This window comes from Shewanella psychropiezotolerans, assembly GCF_007197555.1.
Lineage (GTDB): Bacteria > Pseudomonadota > Gammaproteobacteria > Enterobacterales > Shewanellaceae > Shewanella > Shewanella psychropiezotolerans.
Genome location: NZ_CP041614.1, coordinates 2589451 through 2610867, shown reverse-complemented (window position 1 = coordinate 2610867; position 21417 = coordinate 2589451). Strand labels below are relative to the sequence as shown.

Below are 21417 nucleotides of genomic sequence, written 5' to 3'. Positions count from 1 at the left end.
TTAGGCTTTAATATGTGCAGGTTATGCTAGTTAAAGGCACATCAGACTGCTACGACGAGATATCACTTCTTCACCACTAAAACTGTCATACACGCGAACATCCGGATCCGCTCGTAAGTAACGACTTGGTTTTTTGATCTCTCTGAGTTTGATAAAATTTTGATTACGAGAGTGGCGATTTATCGCCTCAATACGGTAATACGTATTAGGTTTAGCTAAGATCTCGGCTTCATAAGCTTTAAAGGTATATGCATTGATCGCTCGCCCCGCCGATTTAAGTGAGATTTTAAACTGTGCTGCCGACGCACCTTCGTATGCAGCGCTGGCTGAAAAAGTGCGAGCATAGCTCGGGATCCTTGAGGTAGAGAGAAATGCTCTCTCATGCAGAATGTCACCCACATTAATTTTCTCTAGCAGCACATTTTTGATGGTTGAGCCTCGATAAACTGTCCCCTTGTAATTGGGCAGTTTATTCAAAGCCGATTTAATGTTTTTTACACTGCGTTGTGGGGCATCGCCAAAGAGTCCGCCCAGAAAGTCTTTCGGCTCGCCAGCACGTAGGAATTCATTGATCACATCATGATCAACACGCCCATAGCGTTTGATGGCGTTATACTCTTCCGGCAACATTCTTTGCTCAGCTTTCACATGGTGAGCAACACTCCAATCCATCAATGCATCGGCTATGTTTTCTTCTTGCTGTGGACTCAGTGCGCGTCCGGTGAACTCAGTAAAGTCTTCTGCCCACGTAAACGTAGTAAAGACAATCAGTAATACTGATATCAATGTTTTTAACATGATAACTCCGTTGTCAATGTGACTCTCTCGTGGTTAAGTGACGAGAGCATCTCTGTATGTATTAAATGAAATGGCTAACGACAAAATAAGCGCTGCCATCGTGATGACGATACTTCTTCTCCTGAGAACAAATTAAAAACTCGACTGGTGTTTGAAGGCGCTCCAGCCAAGGTATCCATTGCAATGAAGTTGCCCTTTGCCGTTTTTTCAAGCGCTGTGACACGAAAGAAACGCTTAGGTGCAAGCAATACTTCTGCTTCCGGACTGTATTCTGATACCCCGCCCAAGGTATAACTGCCATGTTGTGCATTGATCTCAAAAAAGGCTTTTTCCATTGGCAAGGCTGAAGTAGGTGGTGCAACAGAGAAGCGTATTGCTATTTCAGGTAGGGTGCTGGTTGACATAAATGCCGGATCAAGTAGTACATCACCCACGTTAAGTTTCTGCGCTAATGATTTTTTCATCCAACTGCCGCGAAAAACAGTGCCTTTATAGCGTGGTAATTTCACGAGCCCTCTGCGCACCAGACGAATGTATTTTTGTGCATCACGCGCAGCTGCGCCCCATTCTGCACCATCACTGGCACGTAAATAGTCATTCGCCGTGATGTAGCCCGACACTGAAAAATCCTCAAGTGCACTTTTTTCAGTTGCGGTCAGCAGCTTATGACGCCAGCTCGTTGCTGCTACAGACCAGTCTTTGAACTGTTCTGACAGCTGCGCTAACTCTTGTTGTGTACGCATTGGTTGCTTCAGAGCATCCAATGGCAATGCGAGTAAAATTTGGGAATAAAGGCTGAACGTCAAACTGACGATAAGTGTAATGATGTACTTCATAATTTTGCCCTACATTGTCTTAGACACATTAGAAATAGCGCGAATTATTGGGACTCAACTGGCAACGAAGATGGTTATTGGCTTGTTGTTGAGCCCCCAGTTAATCACCGCCTGCAAACGCAACTGTTCACGCGTTAAGCTGTCGACCCAATCTGACATTGGATATAACCACATCAAGGTGTCGTTGCCTGATAAGTTCAGTAAGCTTTGTTTCAGGTCGGTGTAATCAATGTCACATGCCCGCCCAATCTGAGCGGCTACTGCGTCTTGCGCAGCGCTGACCTCAGTAATACGCTGGCCCAGTGATGAGCTTGGCGTATACATAGCATCGATTGATGCTCTCAGCGTACCGTCATAACCTGCGGGTAAATTGGAGATACCAGGCACCTCGGAAATGCTATAGCGCAGCAGATATGCTGGCAGAGGTTGAGAAAACAGAGTGTTATGATCGGCTTGAGCTGGGGCGTAATGACCTGTTGTCGTATGCTGAGCATGGACAATGGCAGCATAACGTTGGAAGTCCCCAATTTGTGCATTGAGCCACTCGTTGCCTCTAGTCTCAGATTGAACCATCGCATCCATAATCTTGGTCTTCACAATGCGCTTAAACACTGGCATCACCTTGTCTGATTGCGCGGGATTAACCAGTGCTGAAAAATTCAGTCCTGCACCTTTTAATGCACTATCAATCAAGGGAGCATATTGCTCAATATTGAAACTGTTTGGGTAAGCATAGCTGTGATAGCTGTGACTAAGAGCGGCTTGCCACTCACTCTCTAATGCGCGAGGCAACTCGACCTTGAGCTTGGCTAGGCGATTCTTATGCACATAACTATTTGGACTTGGGTACGCCGCCAGCCATTTAGCAATATCGGCCAATGATGAATTGTGTGACAAATTTTCTTTAGCCAAGTAGTCTTGGCTCCACCCTGCACAAGCATTATTACCACTACATTCATTGCCGAGCGAAGCAAATAGCCAGCGCTGTACTAAGAGCTTATTATCACGGGATTGTTGCTTGGTGGTTTGTTGTCTGGCGTAGTCTTTCAGTTGTGTTTCTAACCATTCATCTTCGTTATTGGCATCCCAGCCATGGGTTACTAATTGCTGCATGGCATCATCAAAGTGGCTGATGTATGTCTGCTTGCTGGGTAGGCGAATCGCGTTTACCACATCATCTTTAGTCTGATCAAACGTGCGGGTTTCCGCGGGGATCCACGTTTCCTCCAAGCACATTGGAATTTGAGGATTACGCCGTGAAACGCCAAAGTAAGTACATTTTGAGTAACCAGGCTGCAAAACTAAAGTTTTAGTGCTGAGCTCGCGACCCGTGGCAGGGCGATAAAGCACGCTGCGTGCCATTTCATCCACCGCATAGCGGCTGGCTTGCTCTTTGAAAAATTGCGTGCTTTGTTGGATGCTACCTGATGCGAATAAGGCATCAATAGTGTCATGTCCCGCTTTACGCATCTCCTGACGTAACTTTTGTTGGATCAGACTCAAGTGATTGTCGGTGGTGTCGACAATCTGTTTTTTTGCTTCTAAGGCTCTGCGATACAGATAGTGCACGGCTGGTTGCGATAATCCATCACGCTGACCTTTACTTAGCTCATCCAGCACGGCGAAAGCCGATTGCTGTAACGCAAACTGACACTGTTGCAAGCTCGAGAGGGCCCGGTTTGCCTCCTTAGTTGAAGGTAGGCGTTGTGGGGCATTGTTGTTTTCTTGGTACGCAGGATAGAGTGCTTCAAGCGCGGTCACTTGAGTTTGGCATGCACTTGAAAAGTCACTGGCAAACAGACGGGTATCTTCCCAATCAAACGCAAAATGCGTACTCAGAGTTTTGCGCACTTCCAGATCGATCGCATTAAGCAAAGTTTCCGCCATCTCAGTCTGTGCTTTCACCGCTTCTTGATAATGCAATTGGTATTTGAGGGCAAGATCTGTGGCATAACCGTTAACCACCTGCGTTAACATCGCATCTTGATTGGCTGCCAGCGCCGCCCAATGTACTTTATTGCGTACGTCTTGCTGAGTCACTAAATCATTGTGTACAGAAAAACTATAATGATCACCTGCGGCTATAGCAGCCCAACGCTTGCTCAAAATATGGCGGTCAATTTCACGTTCTGGCAACTTCAATACGCCGAACCAATCGATTAACCCCATAACCGACGTAAAGCGATCGTAACTGGTGCGTGATTCATCTTGGAAGGTATTAGCGACATCGCGTGCCCATAACCCCACGACAGCAGCATCACCAATCGGCCCCAAAGCTTCGAGTGCCCCTTTGGCTAATCCGCTGGTTGTACGACCCAAAGTTCTCATCAAACGTGCCGCTTCACCACTTTCGATAGCCAAGGTCGAGGCTGGCCCAGTTTCCAATAATAACGAGGTGCGCGCAAATATCCCCTCAGTATCGGGTAACGAAGGCTTTAGTTCAGGCAAATGTTCAGGGGCGGTCGTGAATAAGGTATCAGCAGTGATGTCTTCACTGAAGGTCTGATAATTATCTCGTTGAACGGTATTGAAAGATTCTTTGTCGAGTACCGACAGTTCATCACTCAATTGGCAGATTTCATAAGCATGCGCACTGCTTGTTATCAACGCACAAGCACATGCAAAATAGCTCATTTTCATTATCATTTCCTTGTATAATCTGTATATAGAACACTAATAGAGGATTAGAGCGGCCGAGTTTTTAGTCACGCCACTCTAAGATCCAACTGCTGCATAAAAACGGCTAGATTAAGAGGTTTTTGTAAGAAGGTAATATCGGGATAAGCATCGGCGTTGGGGATCTCACTTTTATCATTAGCCGATAAAATAAAATAGTGAACCTCACCGGTCTGAACTTGCTGCATCTCTCCTATTAAGCTGATCCCATCAGCTTTAGCTAACCGGTAATCCATAACGACAACCTGAGGCTGAGATGCTTTAAAGGCTTTGAAAGCCTGGTCTTCATCTTGAAGTGCTCTGACCACAAAACCGCAGGCCTTCAGTACGCTGCCGCATATTTGTAAATTAAATTCATCATCATCAACCAACAATAATGAGATATCGGTCCAAGGCCCACTTGGGTTAGCATGCAATTCAATCTTTTTTTTACTGTAAGCCATCTCAGAAGCCTGGCGATATGGGAAACGAAACAGGACTAATGTGCCTTTATTTTCCTTACTGCGTATACGTATGCTGCCGCCGACCTCTTCTATCACTTTCTTGCAAGTATAGAGACCTATCCCGATCCCCGATTGAATGGCCGGCTTAACATTAGGATCGGTATTGAAAGGATGGGTGATGGCTTTCTTCGACTCGACAGACATACCTTTTCCGGTATCTTTGATCGCCACACGCACAAAGTGCTGACCGGACACGGACTTTAAACTGATATCGAACACGACTTCACTGCTATTACTGTATTTAAAGGCGTTATTGATAAAATTGGTCGTTAACTGAAAAAACTTAGTGCTGTCCAGGCCAATATGTTCTGGCATGTCTGCTTGCACCTGCATCACCAGACGCTTCTCGTGAGTTTGACTAAAGTCGTTGTAATAATCATCTATGGCATTGAGTTCATCCATAAAATGGACATCCCGATAGTCTAAGCTCAGGTGCCCTGCCTCGGCTTTTGAAAAATTCAGGGTGTTTTCTGCAACACTATTGAGTAGATTTGCCGACCAGATGATCTTATCCAGTGTTTTTCGTCCGGATACATCACAGTAATCACTGTCTTTTAGCATTTGGCTGTAGCCTAGCACTGCATTGATAGGCGTGCGGATCTCATGGTTTATGCTGGACAGCAAGGCAAACTTTGACTTAGTCTCTATGGTCATCTGAATGAGACGTGTATGATTACGGATCTTAAGGTACAGGAGTGCCGATAGGCTACCTCCCATGGCTGTGATAAAGAACACCAACAGATACAGTTCGTAAGTCTGGACAGCAGGTGCAATAGACCAGGCCGAGATGCTGTATTGTTTATTGTACTCAGGCAAGTCGATAGTATCGGTACCTTGATACTTTAAAAAAGAGGTCACCCAATTAGCGGCTTCTTTATTGCAATATGCATTGTTAAACTCAGTGCCATCTAAAGTCAGTCGGGCACAGACCCCCTTATATTCATCTAACCTTTTTTGCACCCCCTGATGTGAAATGGCATACACCAGATACGGCATTTGTTGCTGTTCAATGCTAACGATGATGCTGGAAAAATTTTTCATCTGATATTCCAGCTTATCATCCTTATTAAGCTGTACCTTACCAGCTAATATCTCGGACAGAAAAACCGGATCAGATATGTATTTAACTTGGTAGTTATCGTCCAGAGTAAATGCAACCGCAGATTTTATCTTTAACAGCTCCTCGGAGAAAATATTAAATTCTTCCTTTGTAACTATATCAGAGGCATTAAATAAGGAGCGTAATGCGCTGAGCATGATTTTATGTTGCAACAACATATCGTGGGTCGAATTAAAAAATAGATCTTCTTTTCGCTGATAATCATCTTCATACGTTTTATAAAAGTGATGTAGCAGGGTCAAATTGACCAGTAAGATGGTCAACAAGCCAATGATAATACAAAGCAAGGCCGAGGTACTGGATTTCACAATTAACAACCTTAATTTAATTTTTAATCATTAAAATAATAAAAGACAAAATATAACCGCTACTAACTTAAAACAGTTAAATAAATGCACATTTTGTAAACACTTAAAGAGAAGACCACTCCACACAAAAGTGACCGCCCGATACATTAGCTACCATAAGATAGGTGAGTGTTAACTAAATCGATGTTTATCACTCAAAATAAAACAAAACGTTCACCTTAAAAAGTTAGGGCGCAGATAATGTAGAATCATCACAACCAAAACAACTGCCCAACTGGACAGCTAGCAATGAATAATAAAAATAAACTTACAAATGTTTAGTTTATGAGTTTTAATTTATGGGTTTTAATTATTTATAATAATCACTACACCTTAATCACATGAGTCGTCGGTTTTATTCCACTAGCGGACATTTTTAATACCGACCATATTTGCGGATTTATAATATCTTGTGATGGGTCAGTGGCTAAATCTAAGCCTATCTCTGCATAAAACAACACGTTATACATATCCTCACAAGATTAAAAATAACGCTATGAGAAGACTAACAATTTATATATTGCGGCACCTAGCCCCCATAAAGGATAAAACCAAATAAAACAATCAGTTGACACAAACTAAAATAATGCAAACTTGTGATTTATACATTGACCAAAATAATTTACAAAAAATAAGCCAGAGGCTATTCTGGCTTATGGGTCATATTAATAAAACAAATAAATAGTCTTACAAACCGAGGTTTACGACGTTTGCGACTTCGAGCTGGTCTAAAATGTATGTCGGTGTATTGTGAATAAACTCTGTCAGGTCAACTGAAAACGGACCAGTAAAACCGGCACGGCACATAGTGGCTGGATACGCACCGACAATAACAAGTTGAGGTGTTGCCCCGTTCCAATGTAATTTAGCTTCAATCTCAAGATCACTGATGTTAATACCACAGTTGTACGTCCTTGATGTCAAAACACCTTGCTCAATTTGATAGCCACCAACAAGTGGAACTGGTGTTTTTTCTTGTGGGAAAGTGATAGAGGCTTCTGTTACTGATGCATCACTAGTACCAGGAAATACAATTACATTGTTTGCAGATACTGTCGCTGTTGCCAAAAGAGCCACTAAGCCAATTACGTTAATTTTATTCATTATTACTCCATTTAAATTTAAATACCTCAAATGAGAATGAGAACTTATACCATGTAGGGTTTATTCACAAGAAATGAAAGCCTGATTATTTTATAAATCAACCATATTACACAGTCGAATGTATATATTTCCTCACCTCAATAACAAAAACACCAGAGAACTGTAAAGAACCTAATCGTCGTCAATTCAAAACACGAAAAAATACAATACTAAAACTATCAACAACTTACAGGAAGCAACTCGATAAAAATCTCATTTAAAATATAAAAAAAAAGAGGTGGCACTCTTATTGTAAAGAAATAGCCGACTATAAATAAGGGGGAGATGAGAGGAACAAATATAATAATTAATTTACATAAACAACCATCGATTAATACCAACTCCCTCTATTTAAATGAGTAAATACCAGACATAATCTTTCACCACAGATGAGCTAGAGGCTTAAACGACAAGAATCAGAGTATCAAATTGAATTATATTTCAGTAAACAACCTATTATTAAGCCAATATAGTCATCATAACTAAATAGCATCTCACCCCATAATATTCTCAGACATTATATATATAAAACTATGTTATTCCTCTGTTCTATGTCCCGCCAATTTTAAAAGTAGAGAATATATTTCATTTAATTTTATCTATACCATCTTGTAGTATATGCAGACCAAAGAAGTATCTCGAGTGTGTAACTATGGGTTATGAATGCAAGTGTAGCCAAACTACGCCAATGTACCCCATTAATGCTAGCTGTCTCAGGTGTAATATCCCCGCAAATAACCGAAATACTACTTGCCCATGATGCCAACAGCCGATCGGCTACACGAGAGTGACATTTAAAATAAACGGAAAGGATGATGCTCAAAGCTTAGCGCTGGAAGTATAAGGAGAATGGCAGCTATCTTGAAAAAAATAGCCGAGAAAGGTTAAATGCAACTCACTGATACAATGTAAATTTATTGATTTACATTGTTAATGGGTGCCATAGCTAGCGAAAGAGAGTCACTGACTACCACACCCTACAGATCGAATTCTACTTATTAAAGAGTCTTTTAGAGGTACAACTTCTAACTAGTTTCGATTTGCTCTCTATGGTAAAGAGTACACTCGGGATAGGGTGAAGAGTACACTCGGGATAGGGTGAAAGATTCTCGGTTCTAACATTAACAGAACACTACATTTTCTCTAATCGCTCATCTATGCATTCATTTGATCCCATGCCAAACTCTCGACAAACCCAGGGTCTATTTTCATAGATAGAACACAGTAATGTATCTCGGTCTAAAGCAGAACACCAGCCATCATCTAATCGCAACATAGATTCATTCCCATGCACATCAACATAAATATGCTGATCAGGAACACCTGTATCGGAAATAATAATGACTTCTGAACTACAACAGCATGCTTGGCAGTTTGAACATTTGACTTCGGAGACGAGTAAATTTTTTACGCTAATGGTCATAAACAACAACAATAAATTTAATGACCAATAGGATACTCTATACTGGAAGTTTTCTCGAATTTATAGAGCCCTAACGCCATTTCAAGCTGCTAATAATCATTAGTTATAATCTAAAACGAAGTAAAAACAAGCCAACGACCATGAGCCAGACTTAAAAATACTTTTAAATTTAATGACTTTCCCCAAGATGGCACGGCAGACCCCGCCCGTGTTCAATCTCAATCATTTCCTTGAGTGAGAGTGTTTATGGAAAAATATCCTACAAGCTTGCAAAACCTAACCTGCATTCATCGGCTGATAACAGGGCTAAAATAGTGGGGCTCGAACGCCAGCCAACTGTTAGCGGCCAGATTAAAAATGCTTTGATAGAGGTAGGATTACCGAACACCATGAATTATAAAGGAAAAAACAAATACACTAAACGCACAAACTAACCTTACAGCCCAAACTGGTAATGTATCAGTGATATATATGATTATGGCTTCCAGTCTACTAGTACCCAAAACCATTATCGCTATTACAGCCACCAATGAAAGATAACCTAAGATAGTAAATATTAAAGGAAATATTGCAGTTTCTGCTGATAAAACTAATGACCCCCCAAAAAATATTCTAATTGTAATATCACTACATTTTGCCAGTTTTGAGTTTACGAGATACGGCATTCCATGAATTAGCTTTTGCGGAAAAAGGACACAAAAAGAACTGAGTAACACCATTCCCAATGCGATAATAACGATAATCAACTGCCAAACTGTATAGTCCACTCCTATTTACCTCTCACGCGCTGCTAGTAAGTGAATCATGTGCGGGCGGTTGATTTATAGAATTAGGCGAACCACACCATCGACAACTGAAAAACCCACTGACCCCTTTATATGCATTCCTTCTCCCAGGGAAAGGTAACCCACCGCACTTGTTGGAAGCCCTGATTTTTTACCTATCAATCTCCCCTTTACTAAGTGGTGCACTGAAACATACTCATTTGAGAAGTCTTGTCCAGCTCTGGGAGCGGGGTCATGAATAATCAACTTGCCATGATTGTAGCCAACAACCGTCACCCAATGGCCCCCTTTTCGGATATAACTCATGCTGTCTTTATCATATTTATACCAGCCAATATTGAGCCAAACTGCAGATTCACGCCCAATACTATCTTTAATCCATTCTAGCCGTGGAATTGTTACCCCAGTAGAAAAACTAGGTGGGTGTTTTCGCCATCCCTGATACTCAAGCTTGCTGTAGTGGCCAAATAACTCCCTAGATATTTTATCTATCCCCTTAAGAAAACCACTCGTGCCAGTTCCATTCTTAAGATGAGTATTCATGTATTCACGAGAAGCAAGTTTGAGAATCAAAGAGTTTTGCTCAATTGTTTGACCTGATAGCCAAATTAGTGAATTAGAAGCCGCTACTGGAGCACAGAATTGTTGACCATTTCCAGTGTTATACCCTTTAACATGAGTCTGTGTAAAATCTGGAATTTGATTGATATGTGTATCATTTGCAGTAGAGTGAAAGCTGAACAACAAAATGCATAATAACGGAATTTTCTTCATATTAACTTTAATGACTCAATTAACCACATCACGCTCTTCTCTGGGGGCTCCAGAGAATCTATTTTGTTTTCAAAATCTAAATTCGCACGGTGCTATTTAATCTAATTAATTTCGTCAAAAACAAACCAGATAACAACACTATGCACGATATTAAGGTACTACATGATTCACTCGTAAATCAATGCCCTCAAATTCACAAGAAACGCCTTAAATCTCTTATGATTGCAACCGAATCACTACTCGATGGTAATAGTTAGGCCACAACATTCAAGGTAATAAGAACGGTTTGTCACCACGCTCCTCTGCAACCCTACTATCACTAGAGTACAGCCAAAACCAATGTTAAAATTGCTCATCAAATAATCGATAACCTATTGAATATTATTAGACACACTTCAGTTATAAAACTCATATTTCCCAACGAAGCTAATGTACTGCCATGCCATCGGTGGTAATCGATTGATTTTATTTCCCTTATTTTTCGCAAAACCAACCGGAGGCATTAGCGGTGATCACCATTCCTGCCATAGCCAATCACAATATTGATTTACAATAAAGTGGAGGCAATGATTTGTACAATAAATGAACTATTCTTTAGGGTGAATAAAAAAAATTCGGATAGATTATGAGATTAGACAACATTTCAATTGCCAAAAAAATATCAATATCACCCACGATTTTAATTGCGATACTCATGATTGTGGCCATCGTGAGTTCCAATTTACTAGACAGTTTGTCGGATGATATGAAGAAAATATCATTCGATTTAGCTCCCGATACTGAATTAGCGGCGGAAATAACAGATAGTGTCTATGGATTACGTTTAACCGTTAAAAACTTTATAAAAACGGGTAAATCGATATATATTGATAAATTTAATCAACAAGCTAATGAATGGACCGCGGATATGACCCGCGCTTATCAAGAAATTCAACATCCAGAACGAGTAAAAATGCTGAAGTCTATTGATGAGATGAAATCCCTTTATTTATCTACGTTTACAACCATCGTTGTCACGAACATGAACAGCCGCAATAGTATCGTTAATGATACCTTGAATGTGAATGGCCCCCATATAGAACAAAAGCTGACACTCGTCATGAGCACAGCAAAGAGAGATGGGGATGTCATTGCGGCTTATCGTGCTGGATTGGCTATTCGCGCACTACTACTGGCACGCTTATACGTCTCTAAATTTTTAGTAGAAAACCTCTCATCCCAAGTCGAGCGATTCAACACTGAATTTAATACCGCAGCAGTAGAGATCGATGTTTTACTCGAAAATCTGGAAAATTTTGAGCGAAGAAAATTGGCTAGTGAAGCTCAAATATCATTAGAACAATACAAAATGGCTGCAAACAAGGTTGCAACTATCATTAGTAAGCGCAATGCGGGGATAAACACGTTAGATACTGTAGGCCCCAAAATAGCTACAGCTATCGCCACGTTACGAGCTTCCATCAGCAATTCGATGGAGCAAGCAGCAACCACAGCACAAGAGCATACAGATACTTCTATTTCTCTTATCATGGGAATGACCGTGGTGGCTGGTCTGATTGGTGTTGTCGTATCATTTACCGTGACCCAAGCCATCATGTCTAAACTAAATAATACCAATAGAGTGCTGGCTGATATAGCGCAAGGTGAGGGAGATTTAACGATTAGAATTCCTGTCTCTGGCAGTGATGAGTTAGCGATATTAGCAACCAACTACAATACATTTGCTGAAAAATTACAAGGAACCGTTCACCACTTAAATACAGCATCGTCTAGCATGCTTGAGTCTGCGATGGAATTGACTCAAAAAGCCAGCAGTACACAACAAGAAGTTCGTGAGCAACAATCTCAAGCACAGCTGGCAGCTTCTGCAATGACTGAAATGTCGGCTAGCGCTCAGGAAGTGAGTCAAAGTGCGAGTCAAGCTGCGGAATTATCGCAATCCACGACTAGCGCAACTACGCAAGGGACTCTGGTAGTCGTTGAAGCGGCTAACTCAATGCAAAGTCTTTCACAACAAATCTCTGATGCGAGTGACACTGTAGAGCTAGTTAGAACTGATAGTGAGCAAATTGGAACGGTTCTCGATGTGATCAGGAGTATAGCAGAACAAACTAATTTGTTAGCGCTTAACGCTGCAATAGAAGCCGCACGAGCGGGTGAGCAAGGGCGCGGTTTTGCTGTTGTTGCAGACGAAGTTCGTTCATTAGCCTCCAGAACTCAAGAGTCAACATCTGAAATTAACAATATCATCAAAATCTTGCAGCAGCGTTCTGAAGCAGCCAGTCAAGCGATGGTACAAAGCAGGAGTAGCGCGGAAAAAACAGCGGCGCTGGTTCATTCAACGGAAGAAACCTTAACATCTATAGAAGGATTCATTACTCAAATCAACGATTCGATTGAGCATATTTCAACAGCAGCCAAGCAGCAAGCAGAGGCCGCTGACGAAGTGAGTATGAACGTCAATACGATGTCAGAGATATCCGATAGAACCTTGTCTGAATCAATGGAAACTACGGCCTCAGCGGAAAAGTTAAACCAACTGGGTACTGAAGTGAATACACTTCTTAGGCAATTTCGAATTTAGTTAAAGAAGGGGCCTTTGACTACACTAACGGATTGATAGCACTGTCTTCTGTAACCAGTGCTATCAATAACCGACTGTAAAAAATACGATGTTAGACAGTGCTTCTCCACAACAGTGATCTTATACTCAGCTATTGCGAGCTTTTCTAAGCGATGATAGCGCCCACAGCACTGGCAATCACCCTTTGCTGATTGATCACTAAATTGCATGTTAACAGCGCCGACAATGATCAAGAGATTGAAAAGTGATGACGCTCGTCTCTGGTAGGGATTGAACCTTTACCCAATCCAGCCACGAGCACGCGGCCGATTGATGCTGCACACGCCCGGCAATGAATGCGCATCCCAGAAGCGAGAAGCGAATTTAAAGACAACCGAACAGCAATGCTTTGACTGATATGAAAATTCAATACTGTCATGACTCACAGAGTAAGTTGTCACCAGGCATAGCCGTCCAAAGCGCCCATATTACCAACCACTAAGCACCACAACCTTTCAACACTCTTTATCGCCCTCACCCATGAGTCAAGCGCGATAACATCCTCATTAGTGACCGAACTTTACGCCTAAGGCCGGTTAGACTCTAGTCGCATCCCACAATGGTACATTCAGAAATTCAGACAAAATTTGGCCATCAGATTGGATAAAATCATGCTCACGGTGACTAACAATGTTTATTCTGGAACCATCCTTGAACACCAGATTTAACTCATAGCCACAAGTGACTTGTCGCCCCTCGCCTGCATAGGTTTTGTATATGTATTTCTGCAACAACTGTATAGCGTGGATATCTGCAAGCTGACAATGTTGCTTGCTGCCAATGACAGACTGTTGATTGCGGCTGGTATGATAATCACCGGATTGTAGATCAAAGATATGCACGATGGACCATTGGTGCAGCAGTTTAGTCCCCATCACCAAGGCGATAATACCAACGACAGTCCCAATTAAGAGTGTGCCATCGCCGTGGGTTAACGCGGAAAAAGAAAAGCCAAGGATGACAACAGTGCCAACCAACATCAGTAATGGGGCAAGTATTAGCGGGATCATACGCGGTCTGAACTTTACGCGTGTAGCTGAAACACACTTGGCCTTATGGGAGCAAAAAGATGCATTGTCAGGCACTAACGCTGACCATTGGGTTATCGTAGCAACCAGATCATCGAGTGATGCCGGTTCAAATACTGACGCATGGTGATCTTGTCTGCCTAACATATCTTTGAATTGTCGTAAGAGGCTCATAGGGGCTGTACTACACAGGGGAAAATCCCATTCATTTTATCACGATTTGGATCGAGACAAGATAGAGGTTGATTTAACAGAGACACCCGAGAATGATCAATCTATTTCCGACTTCAATTCGAAACCTTCACAGTGTAAACCACATCCTTTTGCCGAAACTCTCTGCAGCCTTTACATCGACTCTGGTTCCGAGATCAACGCCTTACTGAGCTCGGCTAATCAGACAAGCTAACAAGCTTATGGACCGAAAGAAGCTAAAGCCGGGCCATGGTGAAGCTCCAAACACCCGGGATACAGCAAGCGCTGAGTGAGGCTAGATACCTCTGGCTACCCGATTAGGTAGTACGTGGCACGACACTTGGTTTTTCTCTTGAAAGAACATGAATCCAATCGTCAGCTGTTTGAATGCAATAATGAACAATATCGTCATCTTGAGCTGTAACTTTGAACAAACACGTATGTTCTTTTAAATACCTGAGTAGAGATGAATCCTTGAAGGTAATTATATTACCACTTTCCTCGATTTCATCTTTACTAAAGTCGTTCGCGCTTTCGCCTATTACTTGATAATAAACAGTATCATCAAAATGAATGTCATAACCTAGTGAATTGTCATGCACCTCGATTCTTCGAAGGTCTTTAACCGTATTACCCACATTAATTGTAAGGCTTTCTTTTTCAGTAGATAAAGCTGCTTGGCTAAGCGAAACAATAAGTTCACCGTCGCTAAAATTTACCGAATCCAAGAAAAGGTAATAAAAAGGTATATCGGCTAACTCAGACTTCACTATGTAACACCTAACGCCGTTGTAACTGACTAAAAATAGTTAACTAAAATTTGTGAGGCACGAACAAAGCCAACTGTTTTTTGTCCGCGTTTACAACTTTGTTAGTTGCCAATTACGACGATGGTAATTGCAACAATGACAAAGAAAATAATTATACCAATATTTGATCTTGGCTTGTTTAAATTTCCATTGAAATCTTCATCTTGTGCCTTAACAGAATCGTAGTCTAACCTGTCAATGGCGATCTCTACCCCGGTATAAATAACGACTTCCATTGCACCTGCACCATGTCCTAACTCACGAAATGCTCGTTTTTCGATCATCGTTAAGCCACCTTCAATTTTTTCCATCGGGTGAATGATGATTTTTGGTGAAGCACTTACAAATGCTTTTCCATGTAGGGTTTTAATTACATGTTGAAGTACTTTTTCAGCAACATAGAAATCTGAGAACAAACACCTTGGATGAGAAAAGGGATTAACAACTTTAATTGTGGATGAATTGCCCATATCGGCACTATTACCGACAGCCTTAACTATTTTTGCACCATCTGATTTAGTCTCTATGGCGAGATAAGGCTTTTCATCAAAGCAATTTCCCGTATCAACATCCGTAACCTTAATTCTCTTTTCCCAGATCTGGATATAAAACGTTTTCTGAAAATAGCTGAGTATTCGTTGAAACATAAAACTCCACTGGCAACTAACGCCGCAATCTAGGGAATCCCCAAATAATTTCTTTTATTTTCAAAAACTAGACACGCATGGTGCTATTTGATCTAATTAATTTCGCCAAAACAAACCAGATAACAACACCATGCGCGATATTAAGATACTACACGAGTCACTCGCAGATCAATGCCCTCAAATTCATAAGAAACGCCTTAATTCTCTTATGGTTGCAACTGAGTCCCTACTCGATGGTAATCAACTATCACTGACTCAATTAGACCGCAACATTCAAGGTAAAGTGAGGGCTAAACACAGCATCAAACGTATCGATAGGCTATTGGGTAATCCGCACCTTAGAACTGATAGACTCGATATTTATCGCTGGCATGCAATACACCTATGTGCGCTAACCCTATGCCTATCGTGCTGGTTGACTGGGCTGATGTACGGGAACAACTTCGTTTAATGACGCTCAGAGCCTCCATCTCTGTTCAAGGCCGCTCAGTGACACTTTATGAACGCACCTTTTTATTTGAAGACTATAATGCCCCTCGAAGCCACAATGTATTCTTAGCTAAGCTCGCTCAAATTCTCCCTAAAAATTCCTGTCCTTTGATTGTTACTGATGCAGGTTATCGTAATACCTGGTTCCAACAAGTCGCCAGTCACGGCTGGCTGGCTCGGTCGAGTTCGTGGCGATGTGAGGTTCCAGCACCATGGTCAGGGCCTGTGGCAATCAAATAAATCGCTTTATCCAGCCGCAAACAATAAAGCCAAGTATATAGGTGCCGTCTATCTCGCTAAGAAAAGTCCATTAAGCTGCCATATCCATCTGTACAAGGAGAAGCCGAAACATCGAAAAGACCGTCGCTCATCAAAAGCAGGACGTAATCATACTGCTCAAAAAGCTATCGTACTGGTAGTAAAGAGCCTTGGTTACTGGCAACCAACTTGCCACCTGAAACATTTACCGCCGCTAAAGTTACCCAGTTATAGCCAAGCGCATGCAGATAGAAAAGTCCTCAATATGGCATGGGGCTTAGGCACTGCAAGAGTCGATGCCCTAGACGATTAGATGTTCTATTACTTATCGCTATGTTGGCTGAAATTGTACTTTGGCTCATTGGTATCATCGCTAATCACCTAGGCTAGGAACGTCATTTCCAAGCGAATACTATCCGACATAGGCCTGTACTATCGATCGTAAGGCTGGGGAAGGAAGTTAGAAAGCGAAAAAGCTACAAGATCACAGAGCAACATTTACATTGGGCAATGGTTGAATACATTAAGAAAGTTCACTGTGCTGGGATGCCTCAATTATGAGGGGATCCCCCAGCGCCCTGCTAATAAGTAACCAATACTGGCGGGCGATTTGCACAGCAAATGGCGTGACAGCTTTGACGAATCTTCATTCAGCAGCTTGTTATAAGCCGTCAAAATCTTTAAATACCCTGCTTGCATCATCGTTTAATTTTAAGAGACGCATCAATTGTTCCAGAAGTCGCTTTGACGATAGCATCTTCCCAATCCTGCCAAGCCGCAGGGTCAGCCGTATGTCCATCTTGTAGCAATGACATACTGCCCAAGAGGCCACCAATATCGTCAGACCCCGTCAACTTGTACATATTTTCAAGAAAAGCATACATAGCAAGGTACGCTTCTTTTTTCGATAAATTATCCATAGTTTATGGCTTATAACAGCGTATTAGCGTGAATTCCGATAAACACTCCACAGACTTATAAAAACGAAAACAGTAAAGTGCAAACTATTCACAATGATTTTAGTAAGTTATCAGTATGACTTCTGTGAAGCAATAACCATTTTTGCTGGAGAAAGCGAGAATTTAGATAATCGAGAACCGATCTGGGTCGTTATGAACTCTTTAAGTAAGAATTACCAATATAAAATCATTACATTTTCAACAAGATAGAATTGTTCGTTAGGTGAAACCGAGAATTATTCCTTTTACATAACGAGAAGCAACATTTGCATTTAGGCAAATCTGAATTATAACTGTATAAATAAACAGTTATAATGTGAAGAGATTGAGATGTCTACATCACCGTTTTGGGGGTCCGTTCGGACTGTACTACGTACTCGACACTAGAACATACAAACAGGCATAAAAACTGAGAAGGTTTATCTGTATTGGATCAAAATCTTCATCATTTTTAATGATAAAAAGCATCCCCAGGATATGGGTAACCAAGAGATTGAGCATTTTTAAATCATCTAGCAGTGAGCTGGCAAGTGAGTGGAGCGACTCAAATCCCCAAACAAGTGAAAGCCCATGCTTTCAGACATTCATTTGCTACTCAGTTGTTACAACATGGTTCGGATATTAGAACGGTTCAAGAGTTACTCGGCCATACCGATTTAAAAACTACTGAGTTATACACTCATGTTATCGGTACTCGCTTTAGTCACACCATAAGCCCAATGGACAGGTTAAACCCAAGTGACACTTTTATCCATTTGTATTCATTATATTTTCCAAAGCAACACAGTATAAAGCTAATGGTCCCTCGAGCATCTCCATATTCAGCGTAGATTGGCTGTCTTTGCTGTTGCAGTCTTTCCCATTGCAACTCAATGCCAGTGCATAGCCATGAAGATAGTCAACCAAGAGATCCAATCCATTCTTTGCCGATTCAACGTCTAAATGTAACGGTTCAATCACGATATTGAAACGTGCAGCAAAGACTTCAGCCGGGCTTATTGTGCTCATCGACAGGAAGGTTTCTAACAATCCAGGATAATGACTGAGTAGTGACAAATAACTAGTGCATAACTTATTTAATTCAAGTTTCCAATTATCTCTCGTGTTGAAATTACCCTCTTCAGGCAGATAAATCTCTTCTATCAATGATGTCGTAATGGCTTCTAACAGCGCATTTTTATTACTGAAATAATGATAGATTGCCATTGCATCAACGTTTAAACATCTTGCAAGCTTACGAATACTTGGTACTTTTCCTTGTTCTCGCATCAAGGACTTTGACATATCCATGATGATTTGGGCGCTAAGTTGGTTGGCCGCTCCACTTGGTCGCCCACGTTTTTTCCCCTTGACAGTCATTCACGCCTCTCGTTACACTACTTTTATTTCTACAGTGTAGAATATTTATATGAAATGTTCAGTATTTATTGCAACCAGTGTTGATGGTTTTATTGCTAAAGAAGATGGCAGTGTCGATTGGTTACACACAGCAGGCAAACCCGAAGCTGATATGGGCAAACAAGCAGATATGGGGATGCTGGACTACATGGCTTCTGTTGACTGTATGATCATGGGCCGCAAGTGTATGGACATGATTTCAAGCATGAATTTGACTACTGAACAGTGGCCCTATGGTGCCACTCGCATTATAGTGCTCAGCAACAGCCTAAATGAAGCTCCTACGAATATGAAAGGTAAGGTAGAGATGTATTCAGGCGATCTTCTAGCCTTAGTGTCCCGGCTTGAAAGTGAAGGACACAAGCATGCCTATATTGACGGTGGCACAACCATTCAGGCTTTTATCAATCTTCAGCTTATCAATGAAATGACAATAACACGCGCACCTGTGTTATTAGGCGAAGGTAAATCATTATTCGGCAAGGTATTCAAAGATATCAAGCTGCAACAAGCTGAGGCTACAGCCTTCCCTAACGACTTCGTTCAAGTTAAGTACAAGATAAGCTATTAGTCTCTAGCGCAGCTAGTAACGCGCAGGCTTAAGCCGAGTTAAACTCTGGCTCATCTTATCTGTTTTATCGAGGTGATTTTTTATCGAGGTACAGTTACTTCTTAAGCACTTCTGCCATATTCGGTACTATCGTCACAGGATCGAGGCGCATCTGATACCAGTTAACACGCCAGTCTAAATGTGGGCCCGTAACCCTGCCCGTCGCGCCGACTTCGGCGATAGCTTGGCCCTGCTTGATAACCTCGCCATCTTTGACATACAGCTTGCTTAAATGTAGAAAGCTCGAACTGACACCGTATCCATGGTCGAGAATAATCGTTCCGCCGGAATAAAACATATCCGCTACGGATAAACTAATGACACCATCGGCAGGTGCGACTACTACAGTACCGGTTTTCGCGGCGACATCGACGCCATAATGAGGATTTCCCGGCTTGCCGTTATAAACACGCTGACTGCCGTAGACACCTGAAATACGCCCCGTCAATGGCCAAATAAAATCTTGAGTGAAAGACTCAATTTCTGAAAACTGACTTCTGGCGGCTCTGACTTGCTTGCTGTCTTTTCTCGAGCGTTCTACCGCTTTGGGATCAGGCTTCATGATCTTTTTACTGATCCCATTCACTCTGTCTATCTTGTATTCTTTGGTCTTGATGCTCAGTGGTTTAATCTGAGTCAAGCCATCAGGATAAACAAGTTTCAATTCTTGCTTTAGCTCGGCCTCGCGGGAAAAACCAAATGCAAAAGCACCTTCTGGGGTCACCTTAAGCGCTTTACCGTTGAGATATACTTGAGTACCGGGTTCGACCATAGCTCGGATCAGGGCGCCCTGCTCCATCTTCCCCGTCAGCTGAATTTGCGCCGATGCGTTAACGGTAAATAAGAGTGTTAACGCTGCCAGTGGGGTGACTATCTTAGATAATAGAGACATTAATTTTCCAGTTATATGTTTTTGACTGAGATAGCCCCTTTACCAACCCCTTCATAGGCGATCACTTTAAACTCACTCTGAGGCGATTTCTCAACCAGAGTATTAGCAATAAACTCTGCCAACAGCTCTACCGTAGTATCATGTGGAATGATCTCACATCGAGACTTTGGCATGGCGAGTTGGAACTCTCCCTGAGGTGCCTGATAGCAGAAGCCATAGTGAGTCTCTTCGCTCACCTTAGCCTGAGGAGAAAGGGTTAATTCGCTCAAATTAACCACATCTTCTTCGGTACCGAGATAGATGTCTTTCCAACGCTTAGCCCAATATTCATCCCACTTAGGTGCCGCAATACCGTTTTCGAAGATATTGATTGGGCTACGATGACCATGAGCAATCCGCTGACAGTTACCATCGTGCTTTTTAAGGCCATGAGAGTAGTGGTAAAATGGTGCTTCATGCATCTCATTACGCAGCGTCAGCGCTATACCTTCGACATTATCCGGCAACATGGCTCTCAATGCTTTCTGCAAGAAGGCATTAACGCTATCAAAGTCGATAATTTCACTGGGGATCAAGGCAAAAGCCTGAGATGGGCATGCGAGGTGAATATCGCCCTGCAGGCTGCTAAAGTCCATCCAGACTTTATCGCCTTTCTGTTGCCAGCGCACTTCACTGCAAGCCGTTGGAATGAGTAAACGGTGATCGGCGACTTCATCAATGGTATTTTTAATGGTGCGCTTAACTTTCGAAAAGTCTAACACCATATTTTGCTCATCTAAGCCGCCATCGAGCAGCACATCGACTATCCAGCTCTCCCCCACCATGCCTCGAATAGGACACAAATAGGAAAAATCGATTACAGTTAAATCTCTAACAAAAAGTTGCATTTACGCTCCTAGATGGAAAAACAGTCCACCTTTTTTACGTCCATTCGGCAATGGCCAAAGGACTGAAATAGTGTCTCAAGACAAAATGTCATGATCTTTGAGGTTTAAGCAAGTTTACATGTGATAACACTAATTTTCGACCCGTTTATTGCGCCTAATTGTAAACTTGCTGAGTATGCTTGATTTGTCATCAGTATAAGCCTGATAATTTACTTCGAAT

The 21417-nt window shown here is 41.9% G+C and carries 17 protein-coding genes and 2 pseudogenes; 5 read left to right on the top strand and 14 right to left on the bottom strand.

Translation table 11 applies throughout. From position 1 onward, the window contains the following. Positions 1-30: 30 nt before the first annotated feature. The 7 genes from FM037_RS11585 to FM037_RS11555 form a co-directional block, all read right to left on the bottom strand. On the bottom strand, positions 31-798 hold the full coding sequence (locus FM037_RS11585) for an ADP-ribosyltransferase (RefSeq protein WP_144046128.1): 768 nt from the start codon (positions 796-798) through the stop codon (positions 31-33). A 74-nt stretch (positions 799-872) separates the two neighbouring features. Continuing rightward, positions 873-1634 carry an ADP-ribosyltransferase gene (locus FM037_RS11580; protein ID WP_144046127.1) on the bottom strand — a complete coding sequence of 254 codons (762 nt, stop codon included), beginning with the start codon at positions 1632-1634 and terminating at the stop codon, positions 873-875. 54 nt (positions 1635-1688) lie between these two features. Beyond that, positions 1689-4274, bottom strand: a complete 2586-nt coding sequence (locus FM037_RS11575) for a hypothetical protein (RefSeq protein ID WP_221937498.1) — start codon at positions 4272-4274, stop codon at positions 1689-1691. A gap of 65 nt (positions 4275-4339) precedes the next feature. Continuing rightward, a complete protein-coding gene (locus tag FM037_RS11570; RefSeq protein WP_144046126.1) occupies positions 4340-6241 on the bottom strand; it encodes a hybrid sensor histidine kinase/response regulator in 1902 nt (633 codons plus the stop codon). 726 nt (positions 6242-6967) lie between these two features. Next, the gene (locus FM037_RS11565) at positions 6968-7384 is read right to left on the bottom strand and encodes a hypothetical protein (RefSeq protein ID WP_144046125.1); all 417 of its coding nucleotides are present in this window, start codon (positions 7382-7384) and stop codon (positions 6968-6970) included. A gap of 1171 nt (positions 7385-8555) precedes the next feature. Beyond that, complete coding sequence (locus FM037_RS11560) at positions 8556-8846, bottom strand: YkgJ family cysteine cluster protein (RefSeq protein ID WP_144046124.1); 291 nt, start codon at positions 8844-8846, stop codon at positions 8556-8558. Positions 8847-9667: 821 nt separating this feature from the next. Continuing rightward, positions 9668-10405 (bottom strand): C39 family peptidase, encoded by a 738-nt coding sequence (locus FM037_RS11555; protein ID WP_144046123.1) that lies wholly within the window; start codon positions 10403-10405, stop codon positions 9668-9670. A gap of 625 nt (positions 10406-11030) precedes the next feature. Here FM037_RS11555 and FM037_RS11550 point away from each other — a divergent pair. Next, complete coding sequence (locus FM037_RS11550; RefSeq protein ID WP_144046122.1) at positions 11031-12989, top strand: methyl-accepting chemotaxis protein; 1959 nt, start codon at positions 11031-11033, stop codon at positions 12987-12989. Positions 12990-13564: 575 nt separating this feature from the next. Here FM037_RS11550 and FM037_RS11545 read toward each other — a convergent pair. The 3 genes from FM037_RS11545 to FM037_RS11535 form a co-directional block, all read right to left on the bottom strand. Then, positions 13565-14230 (bottom strand): hypothetical protein, encoded by a 666-nt coding sequence (locus tag FM037_RS11545; protein ID WP_144046121.1) that lies wholly within the window; start codon positions 14228-14230, stop codon positions 13565-13567. Positions 14231-14565: 335 nt separating this feature from the next. Continuing rightward, positions 14566-15018, bottom strand: a complete 453-nt coding sequence (locus tag FM037_RS11540; protein ID WP_144046120.1) for a hypothetical protein — start codon at positions 15016-15018, stop codon at positions 14566-14568. Positions 15019-15119: 101 nt separating this feature from the next. Continuing rightward, positions 15120-15704, bottom strand: coding sequence for a rod shape-determining protein (locus tag FM037_RS11535; protein WP_144046119.1), 585 nt, complete (start codon positions 15702-15704; stop codon positions 15120-15122). Between the two features lie 130 nt (positions 15705-15834). Here FM037_RS11535 and FM037_RS11530 point away from each other — a divergent pair. After that, positions 15835-17012 (top strand): annotated as a pseudogene (locus FM037_RS11530) (IS4 family transposase). 137 nt (positions 17013-17149) lie between these two features. Here the strand turns inward: FM037_RS11530 and FM037_RS11525 are convergent. Further along, the gene (locus tag FM037_RS11525; RefSeq protein WP_144046118.1) at positions 17150-17371 is read right to left on the bottom strand and encodes a hypothetical protein; all 222 of its coding nucleotides are present in this window, start codon (positions 17369-17371) and stop codon (positions 17150-17152) included. 429 nt (positions 17372-17800) lie between these two features. Between FM037_RS11525 and FM037_RS30400 the strand changes: the two genes are divergently transcribed. Both FM037_RS30400 and FM037_RS30395 read left to right on the top strand, forming a co-directional pair. Continuing rightward, the gene (locus tag FM037_RS30400; RefSeq protein WP_407695661.1) at positions 17801-17917 is read left to right on the top strand and encodes a phage integrase N-terminal SAM-like domain-containing protein; all 117 of its coding nucleotides are present in this window, start codon (positions 17801-17803) and stop codon (positions 17915-17917) included. A 38-nt stretch (positions 17918-17955) separates the two neighbouring features. Next, positions 17956-18141: pseudogene (locus FM037_RS30395) on the top strand (tyrosine-type recombinase/integrase); the annotation flags it as partial. A gap of 16 nt (positions 18142-18157) precedes the next feature. Here FM037_RS30395 and FM037_RS11515 read toward each other — a convergent pair. Next, positions 18158-18769 (bottom strand): TetR/AcrR family transcriptional regulator, encoded by a 612-nt coding sequence (locus tag FM037_RS11515; RefSeq protein ID WP_144046117.1) that lies wholly within the window; start codon positions 18767-18769, stop codon positions 18158-18160. A 49-nt stretch (positions 18770-18818) separates the two neighbouring features. On the opposite strand from FM037_RS11515, the gene FM037_RS11510 reads away from it, so the two are divergent. Beyond that, positions 18819-19379, top strand: coding sequence for a dihydrofolate reductase family protein (locus FM037_RS11510; RefSeq protein ID WP_144046116.1), 561 nt, complete (start codon positions 18819-18821; stop codon positions 19377-19379). A 94-nt stretch (positions 19380-19473) separates the two neighbouring features. Here FM037_RS11510 and FM037_RS11505 read toward each other — a convergent pair whose 3' ends face one another. Both FM037_RS11505 and FM037_RS11500 read right to left on the bottom strand, forming a co-directional pair. Then, on the bottom strand, positions 19474-20310 hold the full coding sequence (locus tag FM037_RS11505; RefSeq protein WP_144046115.1) for a M23 family metallopeptidase: 837 nt from the start codon (positions 20308-20310) through the stop codon (positions 19474-19476). 11 nt (positions 20311-20321) lie between these two features. Beyond that, on the bottom strand, positions 20322-21197 hold the full coding sequence (locus FM037_RS11500) for a 6-carboxytetrahydropterin synthase (protein ID WP_144046114.1): 876 nt from the start codon (positions 21195-21197) through the stop codon (positions 20322-20324). Positions 21198-21417 lie beyond the last annotated feature (220 nt).

Excerpts from the sequence above, each read along its gene's own strand:
- FM037_RS11585 (WP_144046128.1), bottom strand. The coding sequence starts at position 798 with ATGTTAAAAACATTGATATCAGTATTACTGATTGTCTTTACTACGTTT.
- FM037_RS11505 (WP_144046115.1), bottom strand. The coding sequence starts at position 20,310 with ATGTCTCTATTATCTAAGATAGTCACCCCACTGGCAGCGTTAACACTC.
- FM037_RS11575 (WP_221937498.1), bottom strand. The coding sequence starts at position 4,274 with ATGAAAATGAGCTATTTTGCATGTGCTTGTGCGTTGATAACAAGCAGT.
- FM037_RS11565 (WP_144046125.1), bottom strand. The coding sequence starts at position 7,384 with ATGAATAAAATTAACGTAATTGGCTTAGTGGCTCTTTTGGCAACAGCG.
- FM037_RS11525 (WP_144046118.1), bottom strand. The coding sequence starts at position 17,371 with ATGGATAATTTATCGAAAAAAGAAGCGTACCTTGCTATGTATGCTTTT.
- FM037_RS11580 (WP_144046127.1), bottom strand. The coding sequence starts at position 1,634 with ATGAAGTACATCATTACACTTATCGTCAGTTTGACGTTCAGCCTTTAT.
- FM037_RS11555 (WP_144046123.1), bottom strand. The coding sequence starts at position 10,405 with ATGAAGAAAATTCCGTTATTATGCATTTTGTTGTTCAGCTTTCACTCT.
- FM037_RS11560 (WP_144046124.1), bottom strand. The coding sequence starts at position 8,846 with ATGACCATTAGCGTAAAAAATTTACTCGTCTCCGAAGTCAAATGTTCA.
- FM037_RS11515 (WP_144046117.1), bottom strand. The coding sequence starts at position 18,769 with ATGACTGTCAAGGGGAAAAAACGTGGGCGACCAAGTGGAGCGGCCAAC.
- FM037_RS11550 (WP_144046122.1), top strand. The coding sequence starts at position 11,031 with ATGAGATTAGACAACATTTCAATTGCCAAAAAAATATCAATATCACCC.
- FM037_RS11545 (WP_144046121.1), bottom strand. The coding sequence starts at position 14,230 with ATGAGCCTCTTACGACAATTCAAAGATATGTTAGGCAGACAAGATCAC.
- FM037_RS11535 (WP_144046119.1), bottom strand. The coding sequence starts at position 15,704 with ATGTTTCAACGAATACTCAGCTATTTTCAGAAAACGTTTTATATCCAG.
- FM037_RS11500 (WP_144046114.1), bottom strand. The coding sequence starts at position 21,197 with ATGCAACTTTTTGTTAGAGATTTAACTGTAATCGATTTTTCCTATTTG.
- FM037_RS11510 (WP_144046116.1), top strand. The coding sequence starts at position 18,819 with ATGAAATGTTCAGTATTTATTGCAACCAGTGTTGATGGTTTTATTGCT.